This window comes from Bordetella pseudohinzii (assembly GCF_000657795.2).
Lineage (GTDB): Bacteria > Pseudomonadota > Gammaproteobacteria > Burkholderiales > Burkholderiaceae_B > Bordetella > Bordetella pseudohinzii.
In genome coordinates this window covers 162,048-180,499 of record NZ_JHEP02000002.1, presented here as the reverse complement: position 1 = coordinate 180,499, position 18,452 = coordinate 162,048, and the positions used below count along the sequence as shown (strand labels likewise).

The window sequence follows — 18,452 nt, the reverse complement described above, 5'->3', positions numbered from 1 at the left end:
TGTGCGCGCGCGTGCGCCAACTATGAAAAAACGTTGAACGGGCGCCTAGACCCGTCCCAAATCTGCGGAATAACTACGTATTTCAACAGAAAGCGCGCAATCGTGCTTGGGCCCGCGCTGTTGCAATGCAGCGCGGCTCGGACGCGGTGATGGCCTCAGCACTGCCAGGGAGCGTCGTTCCGGATGTCCAGGCGCTGCCGCTGGGCATCCCGGGCCGCCTGCCAGGCGCCGTCCTGGCCGGCCAGCAGGTCCAGGGCATGCAGCACGACCCATTCGGCGCCGATTTCGAAGAAATCGCGCAGGCGCTGGCGGCTGTCGCTGCGTCCGAAACCGTCGGTGCCCAGGCAGCGGTAAGGGCCGGGCACCCAGGCGCGGATCTGCTCGGGCACGGCGCGCACATAGTCCGAGACCGCCACGGTGGGCAGGGCGGTGTCCAGGCATTGCCCTAGCCATGAGGCTTGGCCGTTCAGGCCGAGGGCGGCCTCGCGTTCGGCGCGCCGGCCGTCGCGGGCCAGTTCGCTGAAGCTGGTCACGCTCCAGACCTCGGCCTCGATGCCATGGCGCGCCTGCAGCAGCGCGGCGGCGGCCTCGGCTTCGGGCAGCATGGGGCCGGCGCCCAGCAGGCGCAGCCGCGGCGCCGACGGCGCCCGCACGCGGTGCATGCCGCGCAGGATGCCATCCGCCGCGTCCTGGGGCATATCGGGCTGGGGCAGGTTTTCGTTGGTGACGGTCAGGTAGTAGAACTCATCGCATTGTTCGGTCAGCATGCGGCGCATGCCCGCCTCGATGATCACCGCCGCCTCATAGGCGTAGGCAGGGTCGTAGGCGCGGCAATTGGGCACGGTCGAGGCGATCAGGTGGCTGGCGCCGTCCTGGTGCTGCAGGCCTTCGCCGCCCAGGGTGCTGCGCCCCGAGGTCGCGCCGACCAGAAAACCGCGGCAACGCTGGTCGGCCGCGGCCCAGATCAGGTCGCCGATGCGCTGGAAGCCGAACATCGAGTAGTAGATATAGAAGGGCAGGGTGGGCAGGCCATGCGTGGAATAGCTGCTGCCGGCGGCCGTCCAGGAGGAGATCGCCCCGGCCTCGGTGATGCCTTCTTCGAGAATCTGGCCGTCGCGGGCCTCGCGGTATGACAACACCGAACCGATGTCCTCGGGTTCGTAGAGCTGGCCCTGAGCGGAATAAATGCCGATCTGGCGGAAGAGATTGGCCATGCCGAAGGTGCGCGCTTCGTCAGCCACGATGGGTACGATGCGCGGGCCCAGCTCGGCATGTTTGAGCAGCTGGGTGAGCATGCGCACCACCGCCATGGTCGAGGACATCTCCTTGCCCTGGGCCCGCAGGGCAAAGGGAGCGAACTGCGCCGCCGTGGGCGTGGCCAGCGGTTGCCCGCCGCGCGGGCGGCGCGGGATATATCCGCCCAGAGCCTGGCGCCGCGCGTGCAGATGGCGCAGTTCCGGGCTGTCTTGGGCCGGCCGGTAAAAGCGCAGGCCCAGGCAGTCCTCATCGGACAGCGGCAGGGCAAACCGGTCGCGAAATGCCAGCAGGGCCTGGTCGTCCAGTTTTTTCTGCTGGTGGGTGGTCATGCGTCCCTGGCCGGCTTCTCCCATGCCGAAGCCCTTCTTGGTCTGGGCCAGGATCACGGTGGGCTGGCCGCGATGGCGCACGGCCCGGTGATAGGCGGCATGGATCTTCACCATGTCGTGGCCGCCCCGGCGCAGGCGGTCGATGGCCGCGTCGTCCAGATCGGCGACCAGGGCGGCCAGCGCCGGGTCCTGGCCGAAGAAGTGTTCGCGGTTGTAGGCGCCGTCCTTGGCGGCGAAGGTCTGGAACTGCCCATCCACTGTGTGCGAGAACGCGCGGGCCAGCGCGGCGTCGCGGTCGGCCGCCAGCAGCGGATCCCAGTCGCCGCCCCACAGCAGCTTGATGACGTTCCAGCCCGCGCCGGCATACAGCGTTTCCAGCTCATCGATGATGCGGCCATTGCCGCGCACCGGGCCGTCCAGGCGCTGCAGATTGCAGTTGATGACAAACACCAGGTTGTCGAGCTTTTCACGGGCGGCCAGGGTCAGGGCGGCGATGGATTCGGGCTCGTCCATCTCGCCGTCGCCGAAAATCCCCCAGACGCGGCGTTCGGAGGGAGCGGCCAGGCCCCGGTGCTCCAGGTAGCGCATGAAGCGCGCCTGGTAGATGGCATTGATCGGGCCTATCCCCATGGAGCCGGTGGGAAATTGCCAGAAGTCCGGCATCAGCCAGGGGTGGGGGTAGGATGACAGGCCGCGCCGCCCTTGGGCGCGGGCGGTGATTTCCTGGCGGAACAGCGCCAGGTCCGCTTCGTCGAGAAAACCTTCCAGAAAGGCGCGGGCGTAGATGCCGGGCGCCGAATGCGGCTGCATATAGACCAGGTCGCCGCCCTGCTGGGCGGAGCCCGCGCGGAAGAAATGGTTGAAGCCCACCTCGAAGAGATCGGCCGCCGAGGCATAGCTGGCGATATGGCCGCCCAGTTCGCCATGCGCCTGGTTGGCGCGCACCACCATGGCCAGGGCATTCCAGCGGTTGATGCAGGCCAGGCGCGACTCCAGCGCCAGATCGCCCGGGAAAACCGGCTCATCGGCGGGGGCGATGGTGTTCAGGTAGGGGGTGTTGACGCGGCGCGGCAGCCGCAGGCCCAGTTTGTCCGCGTGCTCCAGCAGGCAATGCAGCACATAGGCGGCGCGTTCGCCGCCATCGGCATGCAGCAGCGAACTCAGGGCGTCGCGCCATTCGGCGGTTTCGATGGCGTCGCTGTCGAGGGCGGCTGGGCGGGCGGGCATGGCTGTCTCCGATAGGGCTTTTTCTTGTAATCCTAGATCCGAGTCCCCAGCATGAGTGACCGAAAACGGCGCGGCGGCGCGGGCCGCTGCGGCACGGCCTGCCGCGCAAGCCCGGTTTGGCGGACGAATATGCTGCCATCCGGGTTTTCCTTTCCCCTGAAACCGCGCCGCCGCCGCCGGCGCTACCATGGTGGGCAGCCGGCGCCGTCCCGCCGGGCTGACAGGGAGAGCAGCTATGGCCGAGGGTTTGCGGGTTCCGGATGCGATGTCCTTGCCGGAGCTGACCGTGCGCGGGGTTTTGCTGGGCGCGGTCATTACGGTGATTTTCACGGCGTCCAATGTCTTTCTGGGCTTGAAGGTCGGGCTGACGTTTTCCTCGGCCATTCCGGCCGCGGTGATCTCGATGTCGGTCTTGCGCATGTTTCCGGGGGCCAACATCCTGGAAAACAATATGGTGCAGACCCAGGCTTCGGCGGCCGGCACCTTGTCGTCCATCATCTTCATCCTGCCTTCGCTGGTGATGCTGGGGCATTGGCAGCATTTCCCGTTCTGGCAGACGCTGGCCATCTGCGCGGCCGGCGGGATGCTGGGGGTGATGTTTTCCATTCCCCTGCGCCACCTGATGGTGGTCAAGAGTCCGCTGCCCTATCCGGAAGGGGTGGCGGCCGCCGAAATCCTGCGCGTGGGCAGCAGCGCCCGGGCGGCCTCGGGCGCGGCGGCGTCCACCGGCATGAGCCATATCCTGGCCGGCGGCGGCGTGGCCGCCCTGTTCAGCTTTGCCTCCGGCGGGCTGCGCGTGCTGGGCGACGCCGTCAACGGCTGGTGGTCGCTGGGCGGCGCCGTGCTGCGCCTGCCCATGGGTTTTTCCCTGGCGCTGCTGGGCGCGGGCTATCTGATCGGCATCGTCGCCGGCCTGGCCATGCTGACCGGGCTGTTCATCGCCTGGGGCGTGGCCGTGCCGCTGCTGACCCTGCAGGCGGCGCCGGCCGCCGGCCAGAGCCTGGCCGCGTTCGGCACCGAGGTCTGGAGTTCGCAGGTCCGCTTCATCGGCGCGGGGGTGATCGGCGTGGGCGCGATCTGGACCTTGGCCCTGCTGTTCCTGCCCATGATGCGGGGCATGGCCGCCATGTTCGGTTCCCTGGCCGGGGGCGGGCGGCCTCGCGGCGAGCTGCCGCGCACCGAACGCGATCTGCCCGGTATCTGGATCGCGCTGCTCACGCTGGGCCTGGCGGCCGTCCTGGTGGCGGTGTTCGCCAGCTTCCTGGGCCAGGCCCCCGCCGCCCAGGGCCGCCTCTGGCCGCTGGTGGCCTATGCCGTGCTGTTCGCCTTTGTCTTTGGTTTCCTGGTGGCGGCGGCCTGCGGCTATATGGCCGGGCTGGTGGGGTCCTCGACCAGCCCGATTTCCGGGGTGGGCATTGTCGCCATCGTGCTGGTGTCCCTGCTCATGGTGGCCACGCATCGCCAGGACGGCTTGCTGGCCAGCCCCGAAGGCTTGCGCCTGGCCACGGCGCTGGCCATTTTCACCACGGCCGCGGTGATCGCCGTGGCCTCCATCGCCAATGACAACCTGCAGGACCTGAAAACCGGCTGGCTGGTGGGCGCCACGCCCTGGCGCCAGCAGGTGGCCTTGCTGATAGGCTGCCTGGTCGGGGCGGCGGTCATCTCCCCGGTCCTGGATCTGCTCTACAACGCCTATGGTTTCAGCGGCGCCCTGCCCAGGCCGGACATGGATCCGGACCGGGCCTTGTCCGCGCCCCAGGCGACACTCATGCTGGCCATTGCGCGCGGCATCTTTCTGCGCGACCTGAACTGGACCATGATAGTGATCGGCATGGGGGTGGGGGTGGCGCTGATCCTCCTTGATCAGCTCCTCAAGCGCTCTTGCCGGCTCGCCCGCATGCCGGTGCTGGCGGTGGGCATAGGCATCTATCTGCCGCCCTCGGTGAGCGCGCCCATCGTGGTCGGCGCGGTCCTCGCCTGGGTGCTGGACCGGCTGCTGCGCCGACGGGCCCGGGCGCAGGGCCGGCCCCTGGCCGAGTACGCGGCGCCGGCGCGGCGGCGCGGGGTGCTGCTGGCCTCGGGACTGATCGTGGGCGAAAGCCTGGTCGGCGTGCTCATGGCCGCCGTGATCGGGGCCACCCAGCAGGACGCCCCCCTGGCCCTGGTCGGGCCCGATTTTGCCCGGACGGCGCAATGGCTGGGCCTGGCGGCTTTCGCCCTGGTGGTGGCCGGCTTTGGCCGCCGGGTGCTGGGGCGGGGGGACTTGGCGGCCTAGGGCCGGCGTCGTATCCTCGTCACGTCAGGGCCGGGCGGCGCGCCAGGATGCGCGCCGCGAGATGCGGCCATGAAGCCGCCCGTAAGGGCCGCGTAGACGCCTGTAACCCGCAGCTTGGCGCAGGCATTCTGCCCAGGAATATCGGCATGCCCGACTTTCCTGTCCTGTCATGCGATTGCAGCGAGACGGGGGCAAACTCGAAGGAGTATACTCATCGCACGGCTTTCGAGGCTTGTACGTGCCTTCTGCCCCTGCTATCCGCTAACCGGGAAGCCCGTGTCGCGGAAGGTTTTCCTGCATCGTATGCGAGTGAAGCACTCGTCAAGGTGAAGCGACATTATGTCTACGGAATCAGAATCCCTATCTACCTCCTATCTGTTTGGGGGTAATGCCCCATACGTCGAAGAGCTTTACGAAGCCTATCTCGACAACCCCGGCTCGGTGCCCGATCAGTGGCGCGAGTACTTTGACCAGCTGCAGCATACGCCGGCCACCGACGGGCAAGAATCCACGCGCGATCAGGCGCACGCTCCCATCGTCGAATCCTTCGCGCAACGCGCCCGCGCCAATGCCTTCCTGCAGCGCGCCGCCGAGCCCGACCTGTCGGTGGCCTCGAAGCAGGTCTCGGTGCAGTCGCTGATCGCCGCCTACCGTTCGCTGGGCTCGCGCTGGGCCGATCTGGACCCGCTCAAGCGCCAGGAACGTCCCCCGATCCCCGAGCTCGATCCGGCCTTCTACGGCCTGACCGAAGCCGATCTCGATCAAACCTACTCCGCGACCAACACCTACTTCACGACCGCCAGCACGATGACGCTGCGCGACATCCTGAAGGCGCTGCGCGACACCTATTGCCGCTCGATCGGCGCGGAGTTCATGCATGTCTCCGATCCGACCGCCAAGCGCTGGATCCAGCAGCGCCTGGAATCGACGCTGGCCGCGCCCGCCTTCTCGACCGAAGAAAAGCGCCACATCCTGCAGCAGCTGACCGAATCCGAGGGCCTGGAGCGCTTCCTGCACACCAAGTACGTCGGCCAGAAGCGCTTCTCGCTCGAAGGCGGCGAGAGCTTCATTGCCTCGATGGACGAAGTGGTCAACCACGCCGGTGACTCGGGCGTCCAGGAGATCGTGGTCGGCATGGCCCACCGCGGCCGCCTGAACCTGCTGGTCAACATCATGGGCAAGATGCCCGGCGACCTGTTTGCCGAATTCGAAGGCAAGCACGCCGAAGGCCTGACCGACGGCGACGTGAAGTACCACAACGGTTTTTCCAGCGATGTCTCGACCCGTGGCGGTCCGGTGCACCTGTCGCTGGCGTTCAACCCCTCCCACCTGGAAATCGTCAACCCGGTGGTCGAGGGCAGCGTCCGCGCCCGCCAGGAGCGCCGCGGCGACCAGGAAGGCAAGCAGGTCCTGCCGGTGCTGGTGCACGGCGACGCGGCCTTCGCCGGCCAGGGCGTCGTGATGGAAACCCTGAACCTCGCCCAGACGCGCGGTTACGGCACGGGCGGCACGCTGCACATCGTCATCAACAACCAGATCGGCTTCACCACCTCGGATCCGCGTGACTCGCGTTCGACGCTGTATTGCACCGACGTGGTCAAGATGATCGAGGCCCCGGTGTTCCACGTCAACGGCGACGATCCCGAAGCCGTGGTGTTCGCCACGCGCCTGGCGCTGGACTACCGCATGCAGTTCCGCCACGACGTGGTGCTGGACATCGTGTGCTTCCGCAAGCTGGGCCACAACGAGCAGGACACCCCGTCGCTGACGCAGCCGCTGATGTACAAGCGCATCGGCCACCATCCGGGCACCCGCAAGCTGTACGCCGACAAGCTGACCACGCAGGGCGTGCTGGCCGAGGGCGACGCCGACCAGATGGTCAAGGATTACCGCCAGCTCATGGAAGACGGCCAGCGCACCATCGAGCCGGTGCTGACCGACTACAAGAGCAAGTACGCCATCGACTGGTCGCCCTTCCTGAGCGCCAAGTGGACCGACCAGGCCGACACCGCGGTGCCGCTGGCCGAACTCAAGCGCATCGGCGAACGCATCACGACCGTTCCGGAAGGCTTCACCGTGCACCCGCTGGTGGCCAAGCTGCTGAACGACCGCCGCAACATGGCCAAGGGCGAGCAGAACCTCGACTGGGGCATGGGCGAGCATCTGGCCTTCGCCACCCTGGTGGCCTCGGGCTATGCCGTGCGCATCACCGGCCAGGATTCGGGCCGGGGCACCTTCACCCACCGCCACGCCGTGCTGCATGACCAGAACCGCGAGCGCTGGAACGACGGCACCTATATTCCGCTGCAGAATGTCTCGGAAGGCCAGGCCCCGTTCACCGTGATCGATTCCGTGCTGTCCGAAGAGGCCGTGCTGGCCTTCGAATACGGCTATTCGTCGGCCGAGCCCAATACGCTCACCATCTGGGAAGCCCAGTTCGGCGACTTCGTCAACGGCGCCCAGGTCGTGATCGACCAGTTCATCACCGCCGGCGAAGCCAAGTGGGGCCGCCAGTCCGGCCTGACCATGATGCTGCCGCACGGCTACGAAGGCCAGGGTCCGGAGCACTCCTCGGGCCGTATCGAGCGCTTCCTGCAGCTGTGCGCGGACAACAACATCCAGGTCGTTCAGCCGACCACGGCCTCGCAGATCTTCCATCTGCTGCGCCGCCAGATGATCCGTCCGTTCCGCAAGCCGCTGGTGATCTTCACGCCCAAGTCGCTGCTGCGTAACAAGGATGCGGGCTCGCCCCTCACCGAACTGGCCGGCGGCAGCTTCCGCCCGGTCATCGGCGAACTGGACGACAGCATCAAGGCCGGCTCGGTCAAGCGCGTGCTGGCTTGCTCGGGCAAGGTCTATTACGACCTGGTCAACGCGCGCCGCGAACGTGAGGCCGACAACATCGCCATCGTCCGCGTCGAGCAGCTCTACCCCTTCGCGCACAAGGCCTTCGAAACCGAACTGCGCAAGTACCCGAAGGCTACCGAAGTGATCTGGGTCCAGGACGAGCCGCAGAACCAGGGTTCGTGGTTCTACATCCAGCACCACCTGTACGAGAACATGGCCGAAGGCCAGAAGCTGGGCTACGCCGGGCGCGCCGCCTCGGCCTCGCCGGCCGTGGGCTACCTGGCCAAGCACCAGGAGCAGCAGAAGGCGCTGATCGAACAGGCTTTCGCGCCCAAGTTCAAGGGCTTTATGCTGACCAAGTGAGCGCGGTCGCGGACCACAGAATACTTATCTAACGGAATTCATCATCATGGCTATTACTGACGTTGTTGTCCCCCAGCTGTCCGAATCGGTTTCGGAAGCCACCCTGCTGACCTGGAAGAAGCAGCCCGGCGCCGCTGTCGAGGCCGACGAGATCCTGATCGAAATCGAGACCGACAAGGTCGTGCTGGAAGTGCCGGCGCCCTCGGCTGGCGTGCTGGCCGAGATCGTCAAGGGTGACGGCAGCACCGTGACCTCGGGCGAGCTGATCGCCCGCATCGACACCGCCGCCAAGGCCGCCGCCGCGCCCGCCGCCGCCGCTGCTCCGGCTGCCGCCGCGCCGGCCGCCGCTGCCGCCGCGCCCGCCGCCGCCAGCACCTCGGCCGCCGGCGTGGCTTCGCCCGCCGCCGCCAAGATCCTCGCCGAGAAGGGCGTGGACGCCGCCAACGTGGCCGGCAGCGGCCGCGACGGCCGTGTGACCAAGGCCGATGCCCTGGCCGCCGGCGCCGCGCCCGCCAAGGCCCCGGCCGCCCCGGTCGCTCCCCCGACCCTGTCGCTGGACGGCCGTCCGGAGCAGCGCGTGCCCATGAGCCGCCTGCGTGCCCGCGTGGCCGAGCGCCTGCTGCAATCGCAACAGGAAAACGCCATCCTGACGACCTTCAACGAGGTCAACATGCAGGCCGTCATCGACCTGCGCAACAAGTACAAGGACAAGTTCGAGAAGGAACACGGCGTCAAGCTGGGCTTCATGTCCTTCTTCGTGAAGGCCGCCGTCGCCGCCTTGAAGAAGTACCCGGTGATCAACGCCTCGGTCGACGGCAAGGACATCATCTACCACGGCTATTTCGACATCGGTATCGCTGTCGGCAGCCCGCGTGGCCTGGTGGTGCCCATCCTGCGCAACGCCGACCAGCTGACCATCGCTGAAATCGAGAAGACCATCGCCGACTTTGGCAAGCGCGCCGCCGACGGCAAGCTGGGCATCGAAGAAATGACCGGCGGCACCTTCTCCATCTCCAACGGCGGCGTGTTCGGCTCGATGCTCTCGACCCCGATCATCAACCCGCCGCAATCGGCCATCCTGGGCGTGCACGCCACCAAGGAGCGTCCGGTTGTCGAGAACGGCCAGATCGTCATCCGCCCGATGAACTACCTGGCCATGTCCTATGACCACCGCATCATCGACGGCCGCGAAGCCGTGCTGGGCCTGGTCGCCATGAAGGAAGCGCTGGAAGACCCGCAACGCCTGCTGCTGGACCTGTAATCCAGCCTCGGGCGGGGCCGGGCGCGAGCGTCCGGCCCGTCTTTCTTCCTATTTCCCCCGCGAGAACACTATGTCCAAACAATTCGACGTCGTCGTCATCGGCGCCGGCCCCGGCGGCTATATCGCCGCCATCCGCGCCGCCCAACTCGGCATGTCGGTGGCCTGCATCGACGCCTGGCAGAATGGCGACGGCGGCGCCGCTCCCGGCGGCACTTGCACCAACGTCGGCTGCATCCCGTCCAAGGCCCTCCTGCAATCCTCGGAAAACTACGAAGAGGTCAACCACCACTTCGCCGAGCACGGCATCGAGGTCAAGGATGTCAAGCTGAACCTGGATACGCTGATCGGCCGCAAGAACAAGGTCGTCAAGCAGAACAACGACGGCATCCTGTTCCTCTTCAAGAAGAACAAGGTCACCTTCTTCCATGGCAAGGGCGCGTTCGCCGGCCAGGTCGAGGGCGGCTGGGCGATCAAGGTCAGCGGCACCACCGAAGAAGATCTCGTGGCCAAGCATGTCGTCGTGGCCACCGGTTCGTCGGCGCGCGAGCTGCCGGGCCTGCCCTTCGACGAAAAGAACGTGCTGTCCAACGACGGCGCGCTGAACCTCTCGGCCGTGCCCAAGAAGCTGGGCGTGATCGGCGCCGGCGTGATCGGCCTCGAAATGGGCAGCGTGTGGCGCCGCCTGGGCGCCGAAGTCACCATCCTGGAAGCCATGCCGGAGTTCCTGGCCGCCGCTGACCAGCAGGTCGCCAAGGAGGCCCTGAAGGCCTTCACCAAGCAGGGCCTGGACATCCAGACCGGCGTGAAGATCGGCGAGATCAAGGCGAGCGCCAAGTCCATCACCATCCCCTACACCGACGCCAAGGGCGGCGAGCAGAAACTGGTGGTCGACAAGCTGATCGTCTCGATCGGCCGCGTGCCCTATACCGGCGGCCTGAACGCCGAAGCGGTCGGCCTGAAGCTGGACGAGCGCGGCTTCATCGCCGTGGACGGCGACTGCAAGACCAATCTGCCCAACGTCTGGGCGGTGGGCGACGTGGTGCGCGGCCCCATGCTGGCGCACAAGGCCGAGGAAGAGGGCGTTGCCGTGGCCGAGCGCATCGCCGGCCAGCATGGCCATGTCAACTTCGCCACCGTGCCCTGGGTCATCTACACCTCGCCGGAAATCGCCTGGGTGGGCAAGACCGAGCAGCAGCTCAAGGCCGAAGGCCGCGAGTACAAGGCCGGCTCCTTCCCCTTCATGGCCAACGGCCGCGCGCGCGCCATGGGCGACACCACCGGCTTTGCCAAGGTGATCGCCGATGCCAAGACCGATGAGGTCCTGGGCGTGCACATCATCGGCCCCATGGCGTCCGAGCTGATCTCCGAAGCCGTGACCATCATGGAATTCCGCGGCGCCGCCGAAGACATCGCGCGCATCTGCCATGCGCACCCGACGCTGTCCGAAGCCGTCAAGGAAGCCGCCCTGGCGGTGGACAAGCGCACGCTGAATTTCTGATTCCGCTCGCGTCCTGATCCATCGCGACGCCGTCAATCCGCAAGGGTTGGCGGCGTTTGCGCTCTTAGATTTCCGACATGAACGCCCGCGAATACTACGAGAATGCCCTGGCTGAACGGGGCTACAAGCCGGATGAGGCGCAGTTGCGCGCCATCGACCGCCTGCAGAAGTACTACGACGATTGGGTGCGCTTCAAGGCGATGCGCTCCAATGCCCTGAAAAAGCTCCTGAACCGCCCGGACGTCCCGCGCGGCGTCTATCTGTGGGGCGGCGTGGGACGCGGCAAGAGCTTCCTCATGGATGCCTTCTACGCCACCGTGCCGGTGGTCCGCAAGACGCGCCTGCACTTCCATGAGTTCATGCGCGGCGTTCACCGCGAGCTCGAGAACGTCAAGGGCATGCAGGACCCGCTCGATGAAGTCGCGCGGCGGGTGGCCAGGCGCTATCGCCTCATCTGCTTCGATGAGTTCCACGTCTCCGATGTGGCCGATGCGATGATTTTGTACCGGCTGCTGCTCAAGCTGTTCGAGTACGGCACGTCCTTTGTCATGACCTCGAACTACGAGCCTGCCACGCTCTATCCCGATGGGCTGCATCGCGATCGCATCCTGCCGGCCATCGACCTGATCCAACACCGCATGGACGTGCTCAACGTGGATTCGGGCATCGATTACCGGCGCCGTTCGCTGGAGCAGGTGCAGTCGTATCACTATCCGCTGGATGCGGCCTCGCGCCAGGCGCTGGACGCAGCCTTTGGCAAGCTGGCCGATACGGCGCCCCAGGATCCGGTGCTGCATATCGAGCATAGGGAGATCCGCGCCCAGGCGCTGGCCGGCTCCGTGGTGTGGTTCGATTTCGCCACGCTTTGCGGCGGCCCGCGCTCGCAGAACGACTATCTGGAGCTGGCCAACCGCTTTCATGCCGTCATTCTTTCGGATGTGCCGCGCATGGGGCCGCGCCAGGCCTCCGAAGCGCGCCGCTTTACCTGGCTGATCGACGTTTTCTATGATCACAAGGTCAAGCTCATCATGTCGGCCGAATGCCCGCCCGAGGAGCTTTACACGCAAGGCGCGCTGGCCAACGAGTTCCATCGCACGGTGTCGCGCATCCTGGAGATGCAATCGCGCGAATACCTGGAATCCGAGCGCCGGCAGATCGGCACGCTCTAGTCCGCCACGCACCCCGCCTTTGCGCGGGGTGTTTTTTTGCCAGGCGGCCGGGCAGCCAGGATAGGGGATGTCTGGATTATTGCAATTAGGAATGATTATAATTTGCAAAATCTATTTTGGCCTGCCTGCACCGAGGCCGTTCCTTCCCTGGCATCAATGTGAAAGCTCCCAATACCGGCGCGGGCCTGCTGCGCTACCGTCTTGCCGTGGCCTCCCGCGCCGTGGCCGCCATCGGCGGCGGCTATGCGCTGGCGTCGGCCGCGGCGGCCTGCCTGGCCGTCTGGCTGCCCCTGCCGCGCGTCGACGCCGTGGTCGCGGCGCAAATGCTGTCTTTCGTGGTCTATGCCTGCGCGGTGATCTGGGTCTTTGCGACCTATAGCGCCTGGCGCGCCTGGGCCGGCGTGATGGCGCCGGCGCTGCTCTTGGCCGGGCTCTACTGTCTGGGCGCGCGATGAGGGCCGCCAAGGCCGCCCGCCGGCATCCGCAGGCCGAGGGCCTGCGCCAGGCCATGTCCTGGCTGCATACCTGGTCGGGGCTGATTTTCGGCTGGGTGCTGTTCGCCATGTTCCTGACGGGCTCGCTGGCCTTCTTCCGGCCCGAGATCAGCCGCTGGATGCAGCCCGAAATCACCTCGCGGATGGCCTCGCCGCTAGAGTCGGTCCAGACCGCCGAGCGCTATCTGCGCGAGCATGCCGCCGACGCCACGCGCTGGTTCATCAGCATCCCCACGCCGCGCGAGCCTTTTATCTCCGTCTCTTACCAGCGCCCCAAGCCGCCGCCGGGCGAACGCGCTTTCAAGCGCGTAAAGCTCGATCCGGCCACGGGCCAGGAAATCACCGCCCGCGCCACGAGGGGAGGCGAGTTCTTCTACCGCTTCCATTTCGAGCTCGAAATGGGGTTTCCGTGGGGGCGCTGGCTGGCGAGCATCGCCGGCATGTTCATGCTGGTGGCCATCATCAGCGGCGTCATCACCCACAAGAAGATCTTCGCGGATTTCTTTACCTTCCGGCCGCGCAAGGGCGGGCAGCGCGCCTGGATGGACGGCCACAACGTCTTGTCGGTGCTGGGCCTGCCCTTTCATCTGATGATCACCTTCAGCGGCCTGGTGCTTTTCATGGCCATGCTGATGCCGGCCGGCATCGTCGCCGCCTACGACAATGAGCGGGCCTATTTCGATGAGCTTTTTCCGGCTTTCGCCCTGACACCGGCACAGAACGCGGCCGCGCCCTTGACGCCGCTGGCGCCGCTGCTGCGGGCGGCCCAGGATCTCTGGCCGGGCGGGCAGGCTGGCCGTGTGGTCGTCAACCACCCGGGCGATGCCGGGGCGCTGGTGACGGTGTCGCGCTCGACCGCCGACCGCGTCTCCTATGGGCGCCTGGCGCCCACGGTGTCCTTTGATGGCGTCACGGGCCGGCTGCTCGCCAATCGCGAGGCTGAAAGCGCCGTGGCCGCCACGGCAGGGACTATCGTGGGGCTGCACCTGGGGGTGTTCGCCCAGCCGGTGTTGCGCTGGCTGTACTTTCTGGTGAGCCTGGCCGGCACGGCCATGGTGGGCAGCGGCTTGGTGCTCTGGGTCGCCAAGCGCCGCCAGAAGCTGCCGGCGGGGCGGGGCGACACACTATCCTTGCGCGTGGTCGATGCCCTGAACGCCGGCACGGTGGCCGGGGTATGCCTGGGCGTGGCGGCCTTTTTCCTCGCCAACCGCCTTCTGCCCCTGGACCTGCCCAGGCATGAGCTATGGGAATCGCGCAGCTTTTTCATCGCCTGGGGCGCGAGCCTGGTCTACGCCTTTATCCGCTATCGCAGCAAATGGCGCGATCTGATGGCGCTGGCCGCGCTGGCCTTCGTGCTGGTGCCCGTGGTCAATGCCATGACGACCACGCGCCACCTGGGCTTGTCCTTGCCCGCCGGAGACTGGGTCATGGCCGGCTTTGACCTCAGCTGCCTGGCCGCGGGGCTGCTGCTGGCCTGGGTCGCGCGCCGCTGCGCCCGCGGCAAGGCCGTCGCGCCGCGCCCCTCGCGGGCCGCGATCGAGCCGCGCGCGCTGGAGGGGCGGGGATGAGCGCTGCCGCTTTTTGCCTCGCCTACGCCGGCTTCTGCGCGCTTTCCATGGCCATGGCGCGCCATTTCGAGGCGGTCTTTGGCCGTGGGCTGCGAACCGGCCTGCGCCGCGCTCTGAGAGCGGCCGGGGCCCTGGCCCTGGGATTGTCGCTGTTTCTGTGCGCGCGGATGGATGGCTGGTCTTATGGCATCGTGCTCTGGACCGGCATGCTCACGCTGGCGGGCCTGTTGCTCATCTGGGTCATGACCTACCGTCCGCGCCTGGCCTGGGGCGGCGGCGCGGCCTGCCTGGCCGCGGCGCCCCTGTTTGCCGCCCTGGCAGGCCTGGCACGGTAAACTGAGGGCTTGTTCTGTCTTCGGCCGCTTACTTTTTCGTCTCATGACTATTCGCGTTCTTACGGGCATCACCACCACCGGCACCCCCCACCTGGGCAATTACGCGGGCGCCATCCGTCCCGCGGTGCGCGCCAGCGAACAGCCTGGCGTGGACGCTTTCTTCTTCCTGGCGGACTATCACGCTCTGATCAAGTGCGATGATCCGGCCCGCGTGGCGCGTTCGCGCCTGGAGATCGCCGCGACCTGGCTGGCCGTCGGCCTGGACCCGGAGCGCGTGACCTTCTATCGCCAGTCCGATATTCCGGAGACGACCGAGCTTTGCTGGTTTCTGACCTGTGTGACGGCCAAGGGCCTGATGAACCGCGCGCATGCCTACAAGGCCGCCGTGGACCAGAACGAGGCCAAGGGGGTGGAGCCCGATGATGGCGTGACCATGGGGCTGTTCTCCTACCCCGTGCTCATGGCCGCGGACATCCTTCTGTTCAATGCGCATAAAGTGCCGGTCGGACGCGACCAGGTGCAGCACCTGGAGATGGCCCGCGACATCGCCCAGCGCTTCAACCACCTGTACCAGGGCGATTTCTTCGTGCTGCCGGAGGTGCAGGTCGAAGAAGAAGTCGCGACGCTGCCCGGCCTGGATGGCCGCAAGATGTCCAAGAGCTACAACAACACCATTCCCCTGTTCGAAGGCGGCGCCAAGGCCTTGCGCGGGGCGATTTCGCGCATCGTGACCGATTCGCGCCAGCCCGGCGAGCCCAAGGACGCCGAGGCCTCGCATCTGTTCACGCTGTATCGCGCCTTTGCCCAGCCCGACGAAGTCGCCGCCTTCCGCCGCGAGCTCGAGACCGGCTTGGGCTGGGGCGATGCCAAGCAGATTCTGGGCGACCGCCTGGAGCGCGATATTGCGCCCATGCGCGAGAAGTACAACGAATTGATGGCCAATCCGGCCCGCATCGAGGACATCCTGCAGGCTGGCGCGAGCAAGGCGCGCAAGCTGGCCAGCCCGCTCATGGCGCGCTTGCGCGATGCCGTGGGCTTGCGCACCCTGAGCGCGGGTCCGGCGGCCGGCAAGGGCGCGGGCAAAAAGGCCGCCAAGGACGCGCGTTTTGTCAGTTTCCGCGATACCGACGGCAGCTTCCGTTTCCGCCTGCTGGCCGCCGACGGCGAAGAGTTGCTGCTGTCGGACAGCCATGCCGATCCCAAGGCGGCCGGCGCGCTCATGCGGCGCCTGCAGCAGGCCGATGTCCAACTGCGCGAGCAGGCGGACGGCGTGGAAATCCTGTTGGAGGGCGCCGTGGTGGCCCGCGGGCCGGGCCAGGCCGACAAGGTGCGGCAGGCATTGGACAGCCTGCGCCAGGAATAAAGAAAGCGGCAAAAAAAACCGCCCCGTTGGGGGGCGGTTTTTTTGCGCTTAACGCTTGAGCTTGGCGAAGGCGTCGGCCATGGCGCTATTGGCCGGCGGGGCGCTGCGCGCGCCGCCGCCGTCGTTGCGGCGCGGCCCGCCGCGCTGGGCGCCCGCGTTGCTGCGTTCCGGGCGCGGGGCCGCGGCGCGGCGCGGTTCGGCGGCGTCGTTAAGGCGCATGGTGAGCGCCACGCGCTTGCGCTGCACATCGACCTCCAGCACCTTGACCGTCACGGTCTGGCCCACGCGCACCACGTCGCGCGGATCCTTGACGAACTTCTCGGCCAGCGCGGAGATGTGCACCAGGCCGTCCTGATGCACGCCGATATCGACAAAGGCGCCGAAATTGGCCACGTTGGTCACCACGCCTTCGAGCAGCATGCCGGGATGCAGGTCGTTGAGGGTCTCCACGCCTTCCTTGAACTGGGCGGTCTTGAACTCGGGGCGCGGATCGCGGCCGGGTTTTTCCAGCTCGGCGAAGATGTCGCGCACCGTGGGCAGGCCGAAGCGCTCATCGGTGAAGTCGGCCGGCGAGACGCCCTTGAGGGCCTCGCGCTGCCCGATGATCTGCCGCACATCGGCCTTGATGCGGGCCACGATGCGCTCGACCACGGGATAGGCTTCGGGGTGGACGGCCGAGGCGTCCAGCGGGTTTTCGCCGTCGGGGATGCGCAGAAAGCCGGCAGCCTGCTCGAAAGCCTTTTCGCCGAAACGCGGCACCTTGCGCAGGGTCTCGCGCGTGGGGAAGGCGCCGTTTTCGTCGCGCCAGCTGACGATGTTCTTGGCCAGCGAGCTGTTCAGGCCCGAGACACGGGCCAGGAGGGCGGCCGAGGCGGTGTTGACGTCCACGCCCACGGCGTTGACGCAGTCCTCGACCACGGCGTCCAGCGAGCGGGCCAGCTCGCGCTGGTTGACGTCATGCTGGTATTGGCCCACGCCGATGGCCTTGGGATCGATCTTGACCAGCTCGGCCAGCGGGTCCTGCAGGCGGCGGGCGATGGACACCGCGCCGCGCAAGGTCACGTCCAGGTCGGGGAATTCGAGCGCGGCCACTTCGGAGGCGGAATAGACCGAGGCGCCCGCCTCGGAGACCACCACGCGGGTGAGCGAGAGTTCGGGGAACTGGCTCATCATGTCGCCCACCAGCTTTTCGCTTTCGCGCGAGGCCGTGCCGTTGCCGATGGCGATGAGCTCGACCTTGTGCTTGGCGCACAGCGCGGCCAGCGTGTGGATGGTGCCCTTGCGGTCCATGCGCGGCTCGAAGGGGTAGACGGTGGCGGTGTCCACCACCTTGCCGGTGCGGTCGATGACGGCGATCTTGCAGCCTGTGCGGATGCCCGGGTCCAGGCCCAGCACGGTCTTGGGACCGGCCGGGGCGGCCAGCAGCAGATCCTTGAGATTGGCGGCGAAGACCCGGATGGCCTCGGCTTCGGCGTCTTCGCGCAGGCGCCCGAAGAATTCGCTCTCGAAGGCCGTGAGCAGCTTGACGCGCCAGGTCCAGCGGCAGACCTCGCCCAGCCAGCGCGCGCGCGGCGCGGCGTCCAGCGCGAAGAGATCGTTGCCCAGCTTCAGGAAGCCGGCGATGCGCGCCACGCAGGGGTGGGGCGTCTGGGCTTCGAGTTCTTCCTGCAGGCCCACGCGCAGTTCGAGCACGCCCTGCTGGCGGCCGCGCATGAGCGCCAGCACGCGGTGGGAGGGCAGGGTGCGCAGGGGTTCGTTGAAATCGAACCAGTCGCGGAAATTGGCCCCTTCGGCTTCCTTGCCGTCGACCATCTTGGAGTACAAGAGGCCGGTGGACCAGATGTATTCGCGCATATTGGCCAGCAGGTCGGCGTTCTCGGCGAAACGTTCGGCCAGGATGTCGCGCGCGCCGTCCAGCGCGCCCTTGGCGTCGTTGACGCCGGCCTCGGCGTTGACATACTGCGCGGCCAGCGCGGCCGGATCGCAGGCCGTGTCGGCCAGGATGGCGTCGGCCAGCGGCTCCAGGCCCGCCTCGCGGGCGATCTGGGCGCGCGTGCGGCGCTTGGGCTTGTAGGGGGCGTAGAGGTCTTCCAGGCGCTGCTTGGTGTCGGCGCTGGCAATTTCCTGTTGCAGCTCGGGGGTCAGCTTGCCCTGCTGGTTGATGGAGTCCAGGATGGCCAGGCGGCGCTCTTCGAGCTCGCGCAGATAGGACAGGCGGACTTCAAGCGTGCGCAGGGCGCCGTCATCCAGGCCGCCGGTGGCTTCCTTGCGGTAGCGCGCGATGAAGGGCACGGTGGCGCCGTCGTCCAGCAGTTCCACGGCCGCGGCCACCTGGCTGGCGCGCACCGTCAGTTCGGTGGCGAGCTGCTCGATGATCCGGGCATGATCGACGCCCGGCGCGGCGTTCGTGAGGGCGGAAGTTTCAGACATCTCGATACGTCGACAAGGGAAAAAGAGGGGTAAGCA

General features: G+C 67.2%; 11 protein-coding genes. 9 read left to right on the top strand and 2 right to left on the bottom strand.

Going from position 1 to position 18,452, the window contains the following annotated elements:
• Positions 1-155: 155 nt before the first annotated feature.
• Positions 156-2,813, bottom strand: coding sequence for an alpha-ketoglutarate dehydrogenase (mdeB, locus tag L540_RS03000; RefSeq protein WP_043212756.1), 2,658 nt, complete (start codon positions 2,811-2,813; stop codon positions 156-158).
• A 235-nt stretch (positions 2,814-3,048) separates the two neighbouring features.
• Here mdeB and L540_RS02995 point away from each other — a divergent pair, with 235 nt between their 5' ends.
• The 9 genes from L540_RS02995 to L540_RS02955 all read left to right on the top strand — a co-directional run bounded on the left by L540_RS02995 (position 3,049) and on the right by L540_RS02955 (position 15,986).
• Positions 3,049-5,088 (top strand): OPT family oligopeptide transporter, encoded by a 2,040-nt coding sequence (locus L540_RS02995; RefSeq protein ID WP_043212759.1) that lies wholly within the window; start codon positions 3,049-3,051, stop codon positions 5,086-5,088.
• Between the two features lie 339 nt (positions 5,089-5,427).
• Complete coding sequence (locus tag L540_RS02990) at positions 5,428-8,298, top strand: 2-oxoglutarate dehydrogenase E1 component (RefSeq protein WP_043212761.1); 2,871 nt, start codon at positions 5,428-5,430, stop codon at positions 8,296-8,298.
• A gap of 46 nt (positions 8,299-8,344) precedes the next feature.
• Positions 8,345-9,559, top strand: coding sequence for a 2-oxoglutarate dehydrogenase complex dihydrolipoyllysine-residue succinyltransferase (gene odhB / locus L540_RS02985; RefSeq protein WP_043212762.1), 1,215 nt, complete (start codon positions 8,345-8,347; stop codon positions 9,557-9,559).
• 70 nt (positions 9,560-9,629) lie between these two features.
• Positions 9,630-11,057: a dihydrolipoyl dehydrogenase gene (lpdA, locus tag L540_RS02980; protein ID WP_043212763.1), complete on the top strand. Its 1,428-nt coding sequence runs from the start codon at positions 9,630-9,632 to the stop codon at positions 11,055-11,057.
• Positions 11,058-11,134: 77 nt separating this feature from the next.
• Positions 11,135-12,226: a cell division protein ZapE gene (gene zapE / locus L540_RS02975; RefSeq protein WP_043212765.1), complete on the top strand. Its 1,092-nt coding sequence runs from the start codon at positions 11,135-11,137 to the stop codon at positions 12,224-12,226.
• A gap of 158 nt (positions 12,227-12,384) precedes the next feature.
• Positions 12,385-12,681, top strand: coding sequence for a DUF3649 domain-containing protein (locus tag L540_RS02970; protein ID WP_109842456.1), 297 nt, complete (start codon positions 12,385-12,387; stop codon positions 12,679-12,681).
• Positions 12,678-14,288 (top strand): PepSY-associated TM helix domain-containing protein, encoded by a 1,611-nt coding sequence (locus L540_RS02965; protein WP_043212768.1) that lies wholly within the window; start codon positions 12,678-12,680, stop codon positions 14,286-14,288. Before L540_RS02970 ends, L540_RS02965 begins: the two co-directional genes overlap by 4 nt.
• Positions 14,285-14,623: a DUF3325 domain-containing protein gene (locus tag L540_RS02960; RefSeq protein ID WP_043212770.1), complete on the top strand. Its 339-nt coding sequence runs from the start codon at positions 14,285-14,287 to the stop codon at positions 14,621-14,623. Before L540_RS02965 ends, L540_RS02960 begins: the two co-directional genes overlap by 4 nt.
• A gap of 43 nt (positions 14,624-14,666) precedes the next feature.
• Positions 14,667-15,986, top strand: coding sequence for a tryptophan--tRNA ligase (locus tag L540_RS02955; RefSeq protein WP_043212771.1), 1,320 nt, complete (start codon positions 14,667-14,669; stop codon positions 15,984-15,986).
• 48 nt (positions 15,987-16,034) lie between these two features.
• On the opposite strand, the gene tex is transcribed toward L540_RS02955, so the two are convergent.
• Positions 16,035-18,416 (bottom strand): RNA-binding transcriptional accessory protein Tex, encoded by a 2,382-nt coding sequence (tex, locus tag L540_RS02950; RefSeq protein WP_043212773.1) that lies wholly within the window; start codon positions 18,414-18,416, stop codon positions 16,035-16,037.
• Positions 18,417-18,452: the final 36 nt, after the last annotated feature.